The following is a 16,243-nucleotide window of genomic DNA, read 5'->3' as shown; positions in this document are numbered from 1 at the left end:
CGACGTCGTCTGGCACGATGATCACCGTGCGCCCGACATCCCGCTGGTCCGCGATCCTGCTGCTGCTGTCCTTGGTGGCCGCGACGCCGCTGCTCGCCGGGTGTCTCGAACGTTCGACAACCGTCGGTGACCGATTCTCCGGAACCGTGGTGGTGGCGACCTCGCCGGACAATCCCCGCGGAGCCCCTCAGCTCGACGTTCCCGAGTCCATGGCATCGCGGGTCACCCTGACCGACTACTCCACGGTGCCCGAGTCGGAATCGGCGGCACCGGACGGCGAGGGCTCGGCGGACGAGGGCGCAGCGGATGAGGGCGCCGAGGACGAGATCCCCTACGTCGGCACGCGTGCGGTGTTCACCGACCTCACCAGCGGCCAGTTCGGTCAGCTCGGTGACATCGTCGCGGCCGCGTACGGCGACTCGGCCATGAGCATGGACCTCACCGCCAAGCGCAGCGACGATGTGGTCCGATTCCGCGGCAACGCCGATCTCAGTGACCTGACCGCGGGTCGCGATCTGGTAGACCTGACCGTCGTCTTCGGCGGCCCGGTGACCGCGACCAACGGCGAACAGATCGGTGAGCGCACCGTCCATTGGACACCCGAAGCCGGCAAGCCCGCCGATTTCAGCGCCGACGCCACCTACCCGGATCCGGCGACTGCCGCCGTGAGCAGCTGGTCGTGGTTCATCGCACTGCTCTGTCTGGTCGTCGTCGGCCTGGTGGTGCGGCTGGCCTTCGCCAACCGTGACCGCAGCCCGCGGCCCGGACGTCCGCGCCGCACTCCCCGTCGCGACCGCGAGCGCAGGCCGAGCAGCGCCTCGTCATCGACGGAGGCCCGGCCGACGGAAGCCCCACCGACAGCCACCGACGCCTCAACGGGTTCGGGGCCCCGCAGCTGAACGCACAGGTCGTCCGCGCAGCACTCAGTGCGACGCGGCGGGCAGGGCCGAGCTGGTGTCCACGCCCAGCCGTTCGAGGACCTCGCTGGTCGCCTTGGCGAAGTTGAGGCTGCAGAAATGCAGGCACGGGACGCCCTCGGCCACCAGCCGCTGCGCCATCTCGGTCGCGAAATCGATACCTACCGCGCGGACCGCCTCCCGGTTCTCCTCTGCGCCGTCGCCGGCTGCGGCAGCGAATCTCTCCTGGACGTCGGCCGGGATCACCGAGCCGGAGAGTTCGGCCATCCGTCGCACACTGGCCAACGAGGTGATCGGCATGATGCCCGGGATCAGCGGCTTGGCACCCTGTTCCGGGTCGGCGCGATTGACCCGGTCACGCAACCGCAGGAAGTCCTCCACATCGAAGAACATCTGGGTGATCGAGTATTCGGCGCCGGCACGGAGCTTGTTCACCAGGGTCCTGGTGTCGTGGTCGAGATCGGGTGCGCGGTGGTGTCCTTCCGGGAAGGAGGCGACCCCCACATGGAAATCCCCGAGATCGGCGATCAACCGCACCAACTCTTCGGCATACTCCACGCCGGCTGGATGGCGGACCCATTCGCCGAGCGGATCCCCGGGCGGATCGCCGCGCAGCGCCAAGATGTTCGTGATGCCGTTGTCCGCATACGAGCCGACCAGAGCGCGCAACTCGTCGACACTGTGGTTGACCGCGGTCAGATGAGCCACCGGCAGCAGGGTGGTCTCGGTCGCGAGTTCGCCCGCGATCCGCGCCGTGCGGTCACGGGTGGATCCGCCGGCGCCGTAGGTCATCGAGACGAACGCGGGTCCGAGGCGCTCGAACGCCCGGACCGCCCGCCACAACCGCGCCTCCGCCTCGGCATCACGCGGCGGGAAGAACTCCACCGAGAACGGAACCGGTCCGCGGTGCGGAGCCGACAGCCGGTCGACGATCGACGGGGCGGGGTGGGCGGTTGAAGTCACCTGAACAGTGTACGGACCGGCCGCGCGGCGTCGGTATCCGCGGGCGCTGGGACGGTCCACCCATGTCCTCGTGGTCACCGAGGCCTACCACTAGCCTGACAGGGTGACATCCGCGCTCCCGATCCCCGCCGGACTCGACGACGTCCCGGCCGCCGTCGACTCCGCGCTGACCGCGTTCTTCGACCGCGCGGTCCCGGCGGTGGCCGCGATCGATCCACGGGTCGGGACGGCCGGGGCGGCACTGGCCGACTTCGTCCTCGGCGGCGGAAAGCGTGTGCGCCCGGTCTTCGTCTACGCCGGTTGGCTCGCGGGCAGATCGTCGCCGGCGCCACGCGCAGCCGCCGGCCAGGATGACACCGATGCACTACGAGTGGCCGCGGCGCTGGAGTTGGTCCAGGCCTGCGCGCTCATCCACGACGACGTCATCGACCGCTCCGACACGCGCCGCGGCCGCCCCACCGTCCACCGCGACTTCGAGGAGCGCCATCGCACCGACCGCTGGGCCGGCGACGCGCCACATCACGGTGTGGCCACCGCCATCCTGCTGGGTGATCTCGCGTTGTCGTGGGCCGACGACATGGTTCACGGCCATCTACCCGGCGGCCCTGCCCCCGACGACGGCCCGATCCGTCCGCTGCCGGCCGCCGTCGGCCGCGTGTGGTCGTCGATGCGCACCGAGGTGCTCGGCGGGCAGTATCTCGACATCGTCAACGAGGCTGCCGGTGACGAATCGGTCGACGCCGCCTATCGCGTGATGGAATTCAAGACCGCCGCCTACACCGTGGCCCGACCGCTCGAACTCGGCGCAACGCTGGCCGCCGCCCCACAGGGGCTCATCGACGACCTGCGCTCGGTCGGTCACGACCTCGGTGTGGCCTTCCAGTTGCGCGACGACCTGCTGGGCGTCTTCGGAGATCCCGTCCAGACCGGCAAACCGTCCGGTGACGACCTGGTGGCAGGCAAGCGGACCGCGTTGCTCGCGGTCGGGTTGGCACGAGCCACCGAGCGCGACCCGGCGCTGGCCGACACCCTGCGACACAGCGTGGGCCGTGCTCTCACCGACGTCGAGATCGACACCGCCCGAACCATACTGACCGACGTGGGCGCGCTCGACGAGATGGAACAGCGGATCTCGGCGCTGCTCACCTCCGCCCTGGACACGCTCGCCGCAGCCGATCTCGGCGACACCGTGCGTGCCGAACTGGTCGCCTTCGCCAGGCGCATCGCCCACCGATCGACATGACCGCCCCAACGTCGCCATCCGCTTCCACAACCCCCGTCCGAGGTCACGACGGGGCGGCCTGGCGCCGGATGCTCGCACGTCCGGGCTTCGTCGATCTCCTGCTGGGAACGGCGGGTTCGGTCGCCGTGTGTGTCGGCAGTTTCGGGGTCGGTGACATCGCCCGCAACAACACCGTCGCGCAACATCTCGGACTGTCGATGATCACCTACGGTCACGGGAAGACGTTGTTCGGCACCATCTTCTGGCTCGGTGTCGCGACCATGATCATCGCTTGGGTGCGGCTGGGCCGGACACTGCTCGCAGCTCGCGGGAGTTCGGCGCGTGCCGCGCTGCCGACGGTTCGGACGATGCAGACCGGCGTGTTGATGTGGGCGGCACCGCTGGCGGTCGCGGTCCCGGTCTACAGCCGCGATGTCTACGCCTACCTCGGCCAGGGCGCCGTCTTCCGCGAGGGCTTCGATCCCTACGCCGACGGACCCGCGCACCACGCCGGTCCCCTGCTGGACAGCATGGCCCAGGTGTGGGCCTCCACCACCGCACCGTACGGGCCGTTCTTCGTCGGGGTCACCCGGGTGGTCACCGAGATCACCGGCGACCACGCGATCCTCGGCGTCTACGCGATGCGGTTGGTACTGCTACCCGGTCTGCTGCTCGCGTTGTGGGCGATTCCCCGTCTGGCCAACCACTTCACGGCGTCACCGCAGAGCGGTCTGTGGTTGGCGGTGGCCAACCCGATGATCCTCATCCATCTCGTCGCCGGCACCCATGTCGAACTGCTCATGATGGGAATCCTGGTAGCAGGGGTCGCGCTGGCGGTCAGCGGACGTCACGCCGCCGGACTCGCGGTACTCGGGATCGCCATCTCGATCAAGGTCACCGCGGGGATCGCGATCCCGTTCGTGGTGTGGATCTGGTTGGCGCACATCCGCGCACGACGGCCGGCACGCGTCACAGACGTGGCGGGCGTGTTCGCCGCGGTGATCGTGATACCGGTGGCGGTGTTCACCGTGTGGACCGCCGTGGTCGGCCTCGGCCTGGGCTGGCTCACCGGCCTCGGGTGGGCAGATCGGATCATCAACTGGTTCACCGTGCCAACCCTTGCGGCGCATGTGGTGACGATCGTCGCCGCGCCCTTCACCGCATTGAACCTGCAACCGGTCCTGACGGTGACCCGAGCGGTCGGTGCGGTGGTGCTGGCGATCATCCTGGTCGCGTTGTGGTGGTGGGGACGCCGCGACGAACGCCGGGCGATGGCGGCGATGGTGTGGGCGATGCTCGCGGTGCTGTTGCTCGAACCGTCAACGCTGCCCTGGTATTACACCTGGGTGCTCGGCCTGGCGGCGGCCTTCACGGTCAGGCCGCGCATCTGTGCGGTGGTGGTCTTCGTGTCCACCTTCATGTTGATCGTGTTCCAGCCCGACGATTCGATCCTGTTCTACAAGCTGCCCGAGACACTGCTGGCCATCGCGCTGTCGGCGCTGGCGGCCACCGCGCTGCTGCGACCCGACCCGTTGCGACTGCGCCGCGTGGTGGACTGGTTCACCGCACGGCCCACGAGCACACCCGCGGTACGCGCCGAGAGCGGGTCGCCGTCATCGGACACCGCTGGTCGGATGTGACGCCCGGTATTCAGAACGCCTGGGCCTGAGCCCGGCGCACCACCTCGCGAGCGGAATGGGTGTGCAACGCCTCCGCCGGATGCAGACCGAGATCGTCTTGAACCGTGAACAGCCATCGCATCACGTCGTCACGTGAGTATCCGCCGTCGAACAACACGTCGACGAGACCCGTGAAGTGTTTGGCGATCCCGAGATCGTCGAAGAAGATCGCGGGTACCGCCGGCTGTCCCCCACGGGACACGGCAAGCAGGTGGTGATCGCGGATGAGGGTGCGAACCCGGTTCGGTGAGACCCGCAGTCGGGCAGCCACCTCGTCGACGGTCAATGTGGCGACATCGGACGGCAGGTTGTCCTCGGACAACGGTAATGAACCCACACCGGGAAGCCTACCGGCTCGCCGACCGCTTCGGTCCCGAGTGGCCGGTGGTACGCCCGGTAGATTCGGCTGCGTGACATCTTCGGCCGATCCTCTCGTGGGCGCGACCCTCGAGAGCCGCTACCGCATCGACGCACCGATCGCGCGCGGCGGAATGTCGGCGGTGTATGTCGGTGTCGATCTGCGACTGGGCCGTTCGGTGGCGGTGAAGGTGATGGACGAACGCTACAGCGGGGATCCACTTTTCCTGCGTCGATTCGAGTTCGAGGCCCGGGCCGTCGCCGGGCTCAAGCATCCCGGCCTGGTCGCCGTCTACGACCAGGGCATCGACAACGGAATCGTCTTTCTGGTGATGGAGCTGGTGGAGGGCGGCAGCCTGCGCGAATTGCTGCGCGAACGCGGACCGATGCCACCGCACGCCGTCACCGCGGTGGTCGACCCGGTCCTCGGTGGCCTGGGCACCGCACACGCCGGCGGCCTGGTCCACCGCGACGTGAAGCCCGAGAACGTTCTGATCTCCGAGCGCGGCGAGGTCAAGGTCGCCGACTTCGGCCTGGTCCGCGCAGTTGCCGAGGCCGGTGTGACATCGGCCAGCGTGATCCTGGGCACCGCCGCCTACCTGTCTCCCGAGCAAGTCGAGTCCGGCGACGCCGACGCCCGTAGCGATGTGTACTCGACAGGCGTCATGATGTTCGAATTACTCACCGGCCGAACCCCTTTCCGCGGCGACACGCCGTTGGCACTGGCCTATCAGCGGTTGAGCTACGACGTGCCGGCACCGGGTGACGTCGTCGACGGAGTACCCGAGGAGTTCGACGAGATCGTGTTGCGGGCCACCGAACGCAATCCGGCGGAGCGCTACGCGGACGGATTCGACATGCAACGGGCGTTACTCGCCGCGGCCGAGGACCTCGACCTTCCACCGTTCACCGTGCCCGCACCGCGTCGTTCAGCCGAGCGGGAGACCATGGCGCGCATGCGTGCCGGCGCTCCCGCCGGCGCGCCCCCAGCGACACCCGGTCCACCCCAGCACACCCGGGTCCAGTCGCAGGCCACCCCGGCGGTCCCGCCATCGCGCGGTCGGGCGGCACAGCCGACCCGCGCCGCCCGCGCGGTGCCGGCCGAACAGGACGACAACGGAGCGCTGCGCGCGGCCATCTGGATCGGCCTGGTCCTCGTGCTGGCCATCGCGATCGGCGCCGCGGCCTGGTGGGCGGGCCAGCAGTTCCTGATCTGACCGTGCACCGGCTACCCCGCATGGCACATACGACGGTCTCGGGGATCCCGATTCGTCAGCCGCGCAACATCTCTGCGACCAAGAAGGCCAACTCGAGCGACTGCTGGGTGTTGAGCCGAGGGTCACACGCGGTCTCGTAGCGGCCGGCCAGGTCCAGATCGGAGATGTCCTGGGCCCCACCGAGGCATTCGGTGACATCCTCTCCGGTCAACTCGATGTGGACCCCGCCGGGATGCGTACCGAGTGCCCGATGGACCTCGAAGAAGCCCTGGACCTCGTCGACCACCCGGTCGAAGTGACGGGTCTTGTAGCCGGTGGACGATTCGTGCGTATTGCCGTGCATCGGGTCGCATTGCCAGATCACCTTGTGCCCGCTGGCCTCCACCGCGGAGACGATGGCCGGCAGCACGTCGCGCACCTTGTTGTTGCCCATCCGAGACACCAGGGTGAGGCGGCCGGGCCGGTTGTGCGGGTCGAGACGTTCGACGTACTCGACGGCCTGCTCCGGAGTCGTCGTCGGCCCGATCTTCACACCGATCGGGTTGCTGATGAGTTCGGCCAGCGCGACGTGTGCACCGTCGAGTTGTCGGGTGCGCTCGCCGATCCACAAGAAGTGCGCCGACAGATCGTAGAGAACCTTCTCATCCGGATTGTCCGGGTCGTCCGCCAAGCGCAGCATCGCACGCTCGTAGTCGATCACCAGCGCCTCGTGCGAGGCGAAGATGGACGCGGAGTCCAACTTGGAGTCGGTCACTCCACACGCATCCATGAACCGCAACCCGCGGTCGATTTCCGACGCCAGGGCCTCGTAGCGGGCACCGGCGGGTGACGTGCGGACGAATTCTCGGTTCCACAGGTGCACGCGACGCAGGTCGGCCTCCGAGCCGGTGAGGGCGCGCACCAGATTCATCGCAGCGGCCGCGTTGGCGTAGGCCCGCACCAGCCGCGACGGGTCGTGCACGCGGGCGGCCTCGTCGGCGACGAAGCCGTTCACCATGTCGCCGCGGTAGGACAGCAAACCGAGCGCGTCGGTGTCCGACGATCGCGGCTTGGCGTATTGACCGGCGATCCGCGCCACCTTCACCACCGGCATACTCGCGCCGTAGGTCAGGACCACGGCCATCTGCAGCAGCGTTCGGATGTTGCCCTTGATGTGCGGCTCGGTGTTGTCGACGAAGGTCTCGGCACAGTCCCCGCCCTGCAGCAGGAAGGCGCGTCCCTCGGCCACCTCGGCGAGCTGGGCCGACAGCGCCTGCACCTCGACCGGCATGCAGATGGGCGGCACACTCTCCAACACGGTGCGCATCTTGCGCGCCTCATCGGCGGGCCAGCTGGGCTGCTGGAGCGCCGGACGGGCGATGGCATCATCGAACCGGGCCTGCAGGTCGCCGGGCAGCGGCGGGAGCTCCGGGAGATCTTCGATCGGAACGTCTACGGTCCAGTTGGTCACCACGGATACAGGGTAGTGGAGTCGTCGAGGTGCCCGATCGAGGGGCCGAGGCATGCCTCGGCGACCATCAGCGCTTCGATCCTTCGATGACCTGCCAGCGACGCAGGTTGTGCCGCGCGTCGGTCAACGCGTCGTGGGCATCGCGGGGAGACGCCGGCAGACTCGGTCGGCCCGCCGCCTCCCAATGCTGTCGCAGTTCACGGGTGAAACGCGGCATCACCCGAGGTAGCGCGGTCATCGGCCCCCACAGCTGACACAGCACCACGTGGTCATAGGCGCCCACCCATGCCCACAGCTCCACCTCGTCGTCGGCCTCGGTGAGAAACGCCAGCAGGTCGTCACGGATCTGGCGCCTGCCGCGCCAGGCCGGCGATGCAGGCGAGGGTAGTTTCGGCAACACATTGGCCCGCACCCAGTCCCCGGCCCGCGCCGGGTCGAACTCCGTGGAGACCGCGTAGAATTCCCGACCGTCCTCGGCGACGACACCGATCGAGATGAGCTCGATGGTGGTGCCGTCCTCGATAAACTCCGAGTCGTAGAAGAACCGCATAGCCACCAGTATTCACACACCCTGTGAGCGGAGAGACGCCGAGACCATGACTGTCCTGTCCGAGGCCGATGCCCGGCTGCACCGATGGGTACCGTCGGTGCCCATCCGCAGCGTCATCGCCGTGGCCTTCGCAGCGTCGGTGACCCTGCAGATCGTGGGTGTCCCGTTCACCTCCAGCTTCGGTACCCGCACGCGTATCGATCTCGATGTCTACCGGCTGGGTGCGCAGATCTGGCAGCAGGGTCAGAGTCTGTACGCGGACGGTTCGATGCCATTCACCAGCGATGGGATCTGGCTGCCGTTCACCTATCCCCCGTTCGCGGCAATCGGTTTCGTTCCGCTCGGTCTGCTCGGTCTCGGCCTCGCCGGATTGTTGATGTCGATCCTGACGGCCGCACTCGTCGTGATCTGCGGGCACATCGTGCTCGGGGTGCTGTCGGTGGGTAACACCGCCAACCGGTGGTGGATCGCGCTGATGGTGGGCGGAGTCGCGGTCTGGTCCAATCCCTTGTGGATGACCCTGGGCTTCGGTCAGATCAACATCGTGCTGATGACGTTGATCATCGTCGACGTGTTCGTCGTCGGCCGGGGCCGCGCGCGGGCGGCCGGCCCGCTGCAGGGGGTGCTCACCGGCGTCGCGGCTGCAGTGAAACTCACCCCGCTGGTCTTCATCGCGGTCTTCCTCATCGCGCGTAGCTGGCGGCCGGCAATCGTCGCGGGCGTCACCTTCGTAGGCGCGGGAGTGCTGGCCTGGATCTGGCTACCCGCCGATTCGCTGACCTACTGGACCCACACCCTGTTCCACACCACTCGCATCGGCGACCCGGCCGGACGCATCAACCAGAACATCAATGCGATGTGGATTCGGCTGGTGCCGCACGCCGAGATGACCGAACAGTTGCTGTGGGTGGCCAGCTCGGTGGTGGTGACGGGACTGGCCGTCGTCGCGGCCCGCGCCTGTCGTCCGGTGTCGGCTTTTCGGGCGTTGCGCGCGCCCGGCACCCCCGCGCCCGACGCGTCGTCGGCGCCGGGGTCTGCCGGGGTCGCGGCCGTCCTGGTCACCTGCGTCGTAGCGACCTGGGGTCTGCTGGTGTCGCCGACATCCTGGGCCCACCACTGGGTGTGGGCGATTCCGACGATCCTCGTCGCGACGGTGGTGGCTGCCCGTAGCACCGACCGCCGCGTTCAGGTGGCGCACGTGTCGGTCGCGGCGAGCGGTGTCGTCATCTTTGCGCTCGGCCCGTTCCAGTTCTTGTCGCCTGCGGTGCGACAGTGGTCGGTCGTCGATCATCTGATCGGCAACGCGTACACCCTGTGGGGTCTCGGGTTCCTGGTGGTGGTGTGGCTGCTGCCGCCGCAGTGGACCGAACGTCGCACCGCCATGCCACGCACGGAGATGGCCGGGACCGGCGCCGCATGATCCTTTGGCCATGCGGATCCGGCGGGCCCGGTTCGCGCGGTGGGAGTGAGGCGGTATGAGTCAGGCGGCAGCCGGCTCCGCCGGCGCGGTGGGCTTGTTCTTGAGCGACGCCGCGTAGATGTCCACGTACTGCTGCCCCGACAACTGCATCAACTCGTACATGATCTCGTCGGTGACCGCCCGCTCGATGAACCGGTTGCCCTGCATCCCCTCATACCGCGCGAAGTCGAGCGGCTCACCGACCTTGATGACGATGCGCGACGGTCGCGGAATGATGGTCCCCGGCGGGTTGAGCTTCTCGGTGTTGATCATGGCCACCGGGATCACCGGCACCCCGGTGTCCAGGGCCACCCGGGCCAGGCCCGTCTTACCCTTGTAGAGCCGCCCATCCGGAGAACGTGTGCCCTCCGGATACATCCCCATCAGGGTGCCCGCCTCGAGCTGCCGACGGGCGGCGGTCAACGCACCCGCGGCGGCCTCGGCGCCCGATCGGTCGATGGGGATCTGCCCGACCGCGGAGAAGAACCAGCGCTGGAACGCACCCTTGACCCCTGTGCCCGTGAAGTATTCGGCCTTGGCGAGAAAGTAGATCCGGCGGCGGACCATCAGCGGCAGATAGAAGCTGTCCATCACGGCGAGGTGATTACTCGCCAGGATCGCGGGCCCACGCTCCGGAATGTTCTCCAAGCCCTCGATCCTGGGTCGGCCGAGGACTCGCAGAATCGGTCCGAGCAGCACGTACTTGAATGCGTAATACCACATCGATGACTCCGAACCTCGTCGATCGCCGCCGCCTCAGACACTACCCGCCGAGACCTGGACCACAGGGTCGATATCCGCGCACAATTGGCGGTTACCGAAACCCGCTGAAACGATACCCGCAGAAACGATACACACCCTCAGCTTCGGGTGGGCGCCTCGGCGAGGTGCGTACTGATGGCCTGGCGCGCAACCTCGGCGGCACCCACCACACCGGCGCTCTCACCAAGCTGCGTGCCGCGGATCCGTGCCAGCTGCCGGTGTCCGGCACCGGTCACCAGACGCGCGTAATGTTCTCGCGCCTCGTCCAGGAACAGTCCCGACGCGGCCCCCACGCCACCGGCGAGCACGATCAGATCGGGATCGAAGATGTCGGCGATCATGGCGAGTCCCTGCCCGAGCGATTGCGCGAATTGCGCGAACGCCGCCAGCGCGACGGCGTCACCGTCGGCGGCAGCACCGGCGACGCGGCGGCCGGTGAGCGCACCCGGGTCTGCTGCGACATCTGCGGCCAGTTGACTGCGCCCCCAGTCCCCGTCGGCCAGCAGCTCAAGCACCGTGTCGACCAGAGCTGTTCCGCTGCAATACCGTTCCCAGCAGCCAAGCTTTCCGCAGGAACACGGCCGACCGTCCGGGACCACGGTGAGATGGCCGAGTTCGGGCGCCACACCGAAGCTGCCCCGATAGATCTGTCCGTCCAACAGCAGGCCCGCGCCGATGCCGGTGCCGATCGCGAGCACCAGCGAGTTCCGGCCGCCGGCCGCGGCCCCGAAACGTCGTTCGGCGACCGCAGCGGCATTGGCGTCGTGCTCGGCGAACACCGGGATGCCGATCCGGGCGGTCATGTCCTCGGCGACGGTGGCCTCCCGCCATGGCAGATGCGGCGCGAACCGGATCACCCGACGGTCCGGTGTCAGAAACCCGGCGATCGCCAGGCCGACAGCCTTGGCCGCCCACCGGGAGGTCAGCTCACCGACCAACCGGTCCAGACAGTGTTCGAGTGCCTGCGCGGTCGGCGGAGTTGCCGCACGCAACGTGTCGAGCATCGCACCACGGTCGTCGACCACCGACGCACGCACGCTGGTACCGCCGATGTCGATACCGATCGTCAAATCCCCCATCAGTCCTCACCTTCGAACTCGCGATGGTGGACGTCCGACGGACCACGCGTGTCGATACGTACCGCGATCTGCTGATAACCGGTGTCGGCGCGCGGAGAAGTCTGTGGGGTCGATCGCAGCGCACTCGCGATCGCCTCCAACACCGCGATCAACGCGGAGATGAGGCGGGCTAGCAGGTCACCGAGCTCGGCGAGCAGCGACGTGATCTCACCGGACAGGTCGACGAGATCCGCCACATCGGCGGCGGACTCGGGCGAACCCGCTCGGCCCCGACCCGACGCGCTCGACTGCCGCTGGCCCGTACCACCGAACATCGCGGCCACCTGGTCGATCTGGGCGGCCAGGCCCAACAGGAAGTCGCGCAGCGGATCACCGACTGGACCGCGCGCGTGGCCGGCGACGTTGTCGTCACCACTCCCGGTCGTGTCGTCCGAGGTCATCTGGGCAGCTCCCCCTGTCCGGCTCGGCAGTAGTGTACGCGACGTCGGCCGCGCCGCTGTGTGGCAGGCAAACGACGACGTCAGCGACCTTTCGGCCACAGCTTCGGATCCGGTACAAACCGCACGACGAGTTCGGTGCCGTCCCAGGCCGCGTCCACCACGACGCATCGCCGCAGCACCGAGGGCAACCGGACCGGATGGCGGAAGCTACCAACGGTGACCAGCAGGTCGTCACCGGATCGTCCGAGCTGCAGGGTGTCGGGTTCGGGAAGCCGTTGCCGCCACGTGAGTTCGAACACCCGATCCTGGCCGCGCACGGTCTCGGAACCGTCGTCGGCGCCGACCTCCGCCACGCGTGCGGCTCCGGTGCCACACCGGCGTCCGTCCGGGCGCGCGAACGTGACGCCGACCTTGCGAAGCCGGGCCGCCCGATCGATCGGCTCGTCCACCCGGTCGACGTTGATCACCTCGACGTCGCGGTCGTCGTGCACCACCGACCGTAGGCGCGCCACGCGACGGTCACAACCGTCACCGACCCCGCGGTTGACGATCACCGAACGCAGGGCAAGGCCCATCACATCGACATTTGCCAGCAAGGCCGGTAGCAGTCGCTCGGCGCGACCGTCGGTGCCGATCACCAGATGTACTGCGACACTGTGCGCATCGGTCGTCAGTTCGGCGATGTCGACACAGTCCCGGTCGATTGCGTCAACGGCCGCGGTCACCTGGGCCAGGACCGGCCGCTCTGCCGCAGCGGCCAGCCGGCGGTGGCGCGGCCACAACCGATTCAGCGCCTGACTGAGCACCGAGGCGGCCCGCAGGAACTCGAACGGGTCACCGAGTCCCGAGACGTCGACGACGATTCGTCGCCAGGTGCCGCCGGCCGCCTCGTCGCGGATCCGACGCAGCAGCAGGAAATCCTCGATACCCGGCAACGCGGCGAGTTCACCCGCGGAGATCTCCGATGCCACCCCGAGCCCCGGCAGCGATACCCGGGAACGGGCCACCGTCTCCGACAGCACGGCGGTGAAGTCGGACCACGACCGCTCCACCAGTCCGAGCCGATCCAACGACAACAGATGCAGTCGGGACGACACCGCCACCGGCTCCGCCGACGTTCGGTAGACACCGAACAGTTCCGCGGTCGGCGACCAGCGGTCCACGGTGATCAGCAGCGTGTCCTGCTCGGGCACGAGACCGCTTCCGGCGCCGCGGGTCCGGGGTCCGGCCCGCTGTCCGCGGGCCCGACCCAGTGCCCCCGATGCCGCGGCCACCGAGACCCCGGCGCCACCCGGCCCGATCACCACATGAATGGGCGTGAGATCGATCAGCCTTCGACCCTCTTCTTCAAGTCGTTCAGTGCGGCCTCGGTGATGGCCTTCTCCGCACGCCGTTTGAGTTGCCCGATCATCGGCACCAGCAGATCCACCATGAGTTCATAGGTGACCTTGGTGGAACCCGGGACCTGCTGGGACAACACGTATCGCCCGCGTTGGTCACGTTGCAGATCGCTGCTGACCAGTGTCCATGCCACCGTCCGGTCGTCGGCACCCCAGTCGTAGCTCAGAACATAAGTGTCCTGGAGCACGCCGGCATCGAGGACGAACCGCACCACTCGCGGCCGACCGTCGACCCCGGTCTCGATCACCTCCACCTCCCGCGCCGCGGACACCCAGTCGGGATAGTGATCGAAATCGGCGATAACCGCCATGATGTCGGACGCGTCGGCGTTGATCACGATGGAACGCTCGGTGTGGTCGGCCATCACCGCACCACTTTCGTGGCCGTCGCGTTCGCCGACGTGGTGTCGGCGTCGGGGTCCCGGGTCGCCGGTCCGCCGACCACACGCCCGGACTCCAGGCGCGCCTTCACCTCGAAAGACATCGCCCGGCCGGCGGCGCGACGGCGACGGTTGGCCTCGGCGAGCCCATCCGCATCCCAGGCGCCTGCCCCGGTGTCCACCGGTTCGGCGTGCAGGAAGTAGTGCAGGGTGAACCCGTCGAGGACCGGTTCGCACCAGACCTCCATACTGCCCACCAGTGGACCGTCCACCGTCCAGCGAACGCCCTGCGCACCGCGATCCTCGATGACGCCGAGACGGAGATCGGGCCACCAGCGCCGCCAGTTGCCCTGGTCCCCGACCGCCTCGGCGGCCAGCGACGGAGCCGCCGCGACAAAGGTCTCGTCGGCCACCTGAATGCTCGTCACGTTCACTAGCTTCACATACTCTCGGTGGCCCCGGACAGCAGACCTGACGGGACGCGCGTACGGTTTGCGCGGCGACGGGACTACCATCGCTGATGAGAACCGAGGCTGAAAGGTGGCCCGATGACCGAGTTCAGCGTGCCGGCGCGCTTCTCCATCCCGGAGAATGCCGACTGCACGGACATCATCTTCCGGATCGCCGAGCGCGAACCCGACAAGGTGGTCTTCCGACGCAAGGTCGACACGGATTGGCAGCCGGTCACCGCCGCCGAGGCGGCCGCGCAGATCACCGCCATCGCCAAGGGCCTGATCGCCGTGGGCGTGTCGCCCGGCGACCGCGTCGCACTGCTCTCGCGTACTCGCCTCGAGTGGAACCTGATCGATTTCGCGATCTGGTCGGCCGGTGCCATCACGGTGCCCATCTACGATTCGTCGTCCGGACCGCAGATCGAATGGATCATGCGCGATTCCGGGGCCGGGGCGATCATCGTCGAAGATGACGGCCATCGTCGGATCGTCGACGGCATCGACGGCCTCGATTCGGTGGACGTCTTCCAGATCGACGCGTCCGACGGTGACGGCGCGATCGCGCACCTCACTGCGGTGGGCGCCGAGGTCCACGACGACGAGGTACTCAAGCGGCGCACCGCCCTGCGTTGCGCCGATCCGGCCACGCTGATCTACACCTCCGGAACCACCGGTCGCCCCAAAGGATGCGAGCTGACGCACGCCAACATGCTTTCCGAGGTGCGCGGGGTCCTGGAGAGCCCGATGCACACCCTGCTGGGCCCGGGCAAACGTCTGCTCATGTTCCTGCCGCTGGCACATGTCCTCGCCCGCGCCATCACCCTGGTGGCCATCGAGGCCGGGGTGGAGGTCGGCCACCACGCCGATACCCGCACCCTGGTCGCCGAGTTCGCAACGTTCCGGCCGTCGGTGATCCTCTCGGTGCCACGGGTGTTCGAGAAGGTCTACAACACCGCACAGCAGTCCGCCCACGACGACGGGAAGGGCAGGATCTTCGACCTGGCCGCGGATGTGGCGATCGAGTACTCCTCCGCCGACGAACGCGGTTCGGTCGGACTGTTCCTCAAGTTAAAGCACGCAGTGTTCGATCGTCTCGTCTACGGAAAGTTGCGCGCCGCTCTGGGCGGGCAGTGCGAGGCCGCGATCTCGGGTGGCGCACCCCTGGGCGCACGCCTCGGCCACTTCTTCCGCGGCATCGGAATTCCGGTGTACGAAGGCTACGGACTCACCGAGACCACGGCGGCGTTCAGCGTCAACACCCCCGGCGCCGTGAAAGTCGGTACCGTCGGGAAACCGTTGCCGGGCAACCGCGTCCGGATCGCCGACGATGGCGAGGTAATGCTGTCGGGTGGTGTGGTCTTCGCCGAGTACTGGCAAAATCCGGAGGCGACGGCAACTGCTGTCGAAGACGGCTGGTTCCACACCGGTGACCTCGGCACACTCGACGAGGACGGCTACCTGACGATCACCGGACGGAAGAAAGAGCTGATCGTCACCGCCGGCGGCAAGAACGTCTCTCCGGCGGGTCTCGAGGACGTGATCCGGGCCAATGCACTCATCTCGCAGGCACTCGTCATCGGCGACGCGAAACCGTTCATCGCAGCGCTGGTCACGATCGATCCGGAGGCGTTCGGCGGCTGGAAGCAGCGCAACGGGAAGCCTTCCGACGCCACGGTTGCCGACCTGGTCGACGATCCGGACCTGCGGGCCGAGGTGCAGGGCGCGGTCGACGCCGCCAACGAGACCGTCTCGCACGCCGAGGCGATCAAGAAGTTCCGGGTGCTCGCCGACGACTTCACCGAGGAGACCGGCGAGATGACGCCGACGCTGAAGGTCAAGCGGAATGTGGTGGTCGACAAGTTCTCCGACGACATCGACGCGATCTACGCGCGGTAGCCGACATCGCACGGCGCCAG

At 68.1% G+C, this 16,243-nt stretch carries 16 protein-coding genes; 6 read left to right on the top strand and 10 right to left on the bottom strand.

Going from position 1 to position 16,243, the window contains the following annotated elements; translation table 11 throughout:
- Nucleotides 1–17: 17 nt before the first annotated feature.
- Entirely contained in the window at nt 18–899 is an 882-nt protein-coding gene (locus VX037_RS11035) for an LppM family (lipo)protein (RefSeq protein WP_266060976.1), read from the top strand.
- Between the two features lie 24 nt (nt 900–923).
- Here the strand turns inward: VX037_RS11035 and metF are convergent, their stop codons facing one another.
- The gene (metF, locus tag VX037_RS11030) at nt 924–1,880 is read right to left on the bottom strand and encodes a methylenetetrahydrofolate reductase [NAD(P)H] (protein WP_287015041.1); all 957 of its coding nucleotides are present in this window, start codon (nt 1,878–1,880) and stop codon (nt 924–926) included.
- Nucleotides 1,881–1,983: 103 nt separating this feature from the next.
- Between metF and VX037_RS11025 the strand changes: the two genes are divergently transcribed.
- Together VX037_RS11025 and VX037_RS11020 are read left to right on the top strand one after the other, a co-directional pair.
- On the top strand, nt 1,984–3,123 hold the full coding sequence (locus VX037_RS11025; RefSeq protein ID WP_235723228.1) for a polyprenyl synthetase family protein: 1,140 nt from the start codon (nt 1,984–1,986) through the stop codon (nt 3,121–3,123).
- A 68-nt stretch (nt 3,124–3,191) separates the two neighbouring features.
- Nucleotides 3,192–4,742: an alpha-(1->6)-mannopyranosyltransferase A gene (locus VX037_RS11020; protein ID WP_328714206.1), complete on the top strand. Its 1,551-nt coding sequence runs from the start codon at nt 3,192–3,194 to the stop codon at nt 4,740–4,742.
- A 10-nt stretch (nt 4,743–4,752) separates the two neighbouring features.
- Here the strand turns inward: VX037_RS11020 and VX037_RS11015 are convergent, their stop codons facing one another.
- Nucleotides 4,753–5,118, bottom strand: a complete 366-nt coding sequence (locus VX037_RS11015) for an Rv2175c family DNA-binding protein (protein ID WP_328714204.1) — start codon at nt 5,116–5,118, stop codon at nt 4,753–4,755.
- A gap of 73 nt (nt 5,119–5,191) precedes the next feature.
- On the opposite strand from VX037_RS11015, the gene VX037_RS11010 reads away from it, so the two are divergent.
- Nucleotides 5,192–6,355, top strand: a complete 1,164-nt coding sequence (locus VX037_RS11010; protein WP_328714203.1) for a protein kinase domain-containing protein — start codon at nt 5,192–5,194, stop codon at nt 6,353–6,355.
- 55 nt (nt 6,356–6,410) lie between these two features.
- Here VX037_RS11010 and VX037_RS11005 read toward each other — a convergent pair whose 3' ends face one another.
- Both VX037_RS11005 and VX037_RS11000 read right to left on the bottom strand, forming a co-directional pair.
- Nucleotides 6,411–7,805 (bottom strand): class II 3-deoxy-7-phosphoheptulonate synthase, encoded by a 1,395-nt coding sequence (locus VX037_RS11005; protein WP_235723263.1) that lies wholly within the window; start codon nt 7,803–7,805, stop codon nt 6,411–6,413.
- A 67-nt stretch (nt 7,806–7,872) separates the two neighbouring features.
- Nucleotides 7,873–8,355: a polyadenylate-specific 3'-exoribonuclease AS gene (locus tag VX037_RS11000; protein ID WP_328714200.1), complete on the bottom strand. Its 483-nt coding sequence runs from the start codon at nt 8,353–8,355 to the stop codon at nt 7,873–7,875.
- Between the two features lie 46 nt (nt 8,356–8,401).
- Between VX037_RS11000 and VX037_RS10995 the strand changes: the two genes are divergently transcribed.
- Nucleotides 8,402–9,775 (top strand): glycosyltransferase 87 family protein, encoded by a 1,374-nt coding sequence (locus VX037_RS10995; protein ID WP_287015043.1) that lies wholly within the window; start codon nt 8,402–8,404, stop codon nt 9,773–9,775.
- A gap of 60 nt (nt 9,776–9,835) precedes the next feature.
- On the opposite strand, the gene VX037_RS10990 is transcribed toward VX037_RS10995, so the two are convergent.
- The 6 genes from VX037_RS10990 to VX037_RS10965 all read right to left on the bottom strand — a co-directional run bounded on the left by VX037_RS10990 (nt 9,836) and on the right by VX037_RS10965 (nt 14,318).
- A complete protein-coding gene (locus tag VX037_RS10990; RefSeq protein WP_235723234.1) occupies nt 9,836–10,537 on the bottom strand; it encodes a lysophospholipid acyltransferase family protein in 702 nt (233 codons plus the stop codon).
- A 137-nt stretch (nt 10,538–10,674) separates the two neighbouring features.
- The gene (locus VX037_RS10985) at nt 10,675–11,655 is read right to left on the bottom strand and encodes an ROK family protein (RefSeq protein WP_235723235.1); all 981 of its coding nucleotides are present in this window, start codon (nt 11,653–11,655) and stop codon (nt 10,675–10,677) included.
- Nucleotides 11,655–12,095, bottom strand: a complete 441-nt coding sequence (locus VX037_RS10980; RefSeq protein WP_235723236.1) for a hypothetical protein — start codon at nt 12,093–12,095, stop codon at nt 11,655–11,657. The genes VX037_RS10985 and VX037_RS10980 overlap by 1 nt, the downstream gene beginning before the upstream one ends.
- Nucleotides 12,096–12,175: 80 nt before the next feature.
- The gene (locus tag VX037_RS10975) at nt 12,176–13,402 is read right to left on the bottom strand and encodes an ArsA family ATPase (protein WP_328714197.1); all 1,227 of its coding nucleotides are present in this window, start codon (nt 13,400–13,402) and stop codon (nt 12,176–12,178) included.
- A 20-nt stretch (nt 13,403–13,422) separates the two neighbouring features.
- Entirely contained in the window at nt 13,423–13,860 is a 438-nt protein-coding gene (locus tag VX037_RS10970) for an SRPBCC family protein (protein ID WP_235723238.1), read from the bottom strand.
- Nucleotides 13,860–14,318, bottom strand: a complete 459-nt coding sequence (locus VX037_RS10965; protein ID WP_287015046.1) for a hypothetical protein — start codon at nt 14,316–14,318, stop codon at nt 13,860–13,862. Before VX037_RS10965 ends, VX037_RS10970 begins: the two co-directional genes overlap by 1 nt.
- Nucleotides 14,319–14,423: 105 nt before the next feature.
- Here VX037_RS10965 and VX037_RS10960 point away from each other — a divergent pair, with 105 nt between their 5' ends.
- Nucleotides 14,424–16,223, top strand: coding sequence for an AMP-dependent synthetase/ligase (locus VX037_RS10960; RefSeq protein ID WP_328714195.1), 1,800 nt, complete (start codon nt 14,424–14,426; stop codon nt 16,221–16,223).
- Nucleotides 16,224–16,243 lie beyond the last annotated feature (20 nt).

Origin of the sequence: Gordonia sp. Z-3, assembly GCF_036233855.1 — a bacterium.
In the GTDB taxonomy this organism is placed as follows: domain Bacteria; phylum Actinomycetota; class Actinomycetes; order Mycobacteriales; family Mycobacteriaceae; genus Gordonia; species Gordonia tangerina.
The sequence above is the reverse complement of the archived record's forward strand: the minus strand, read 5'-3'. Positions and strand labels throughout refer to the sequence as shown.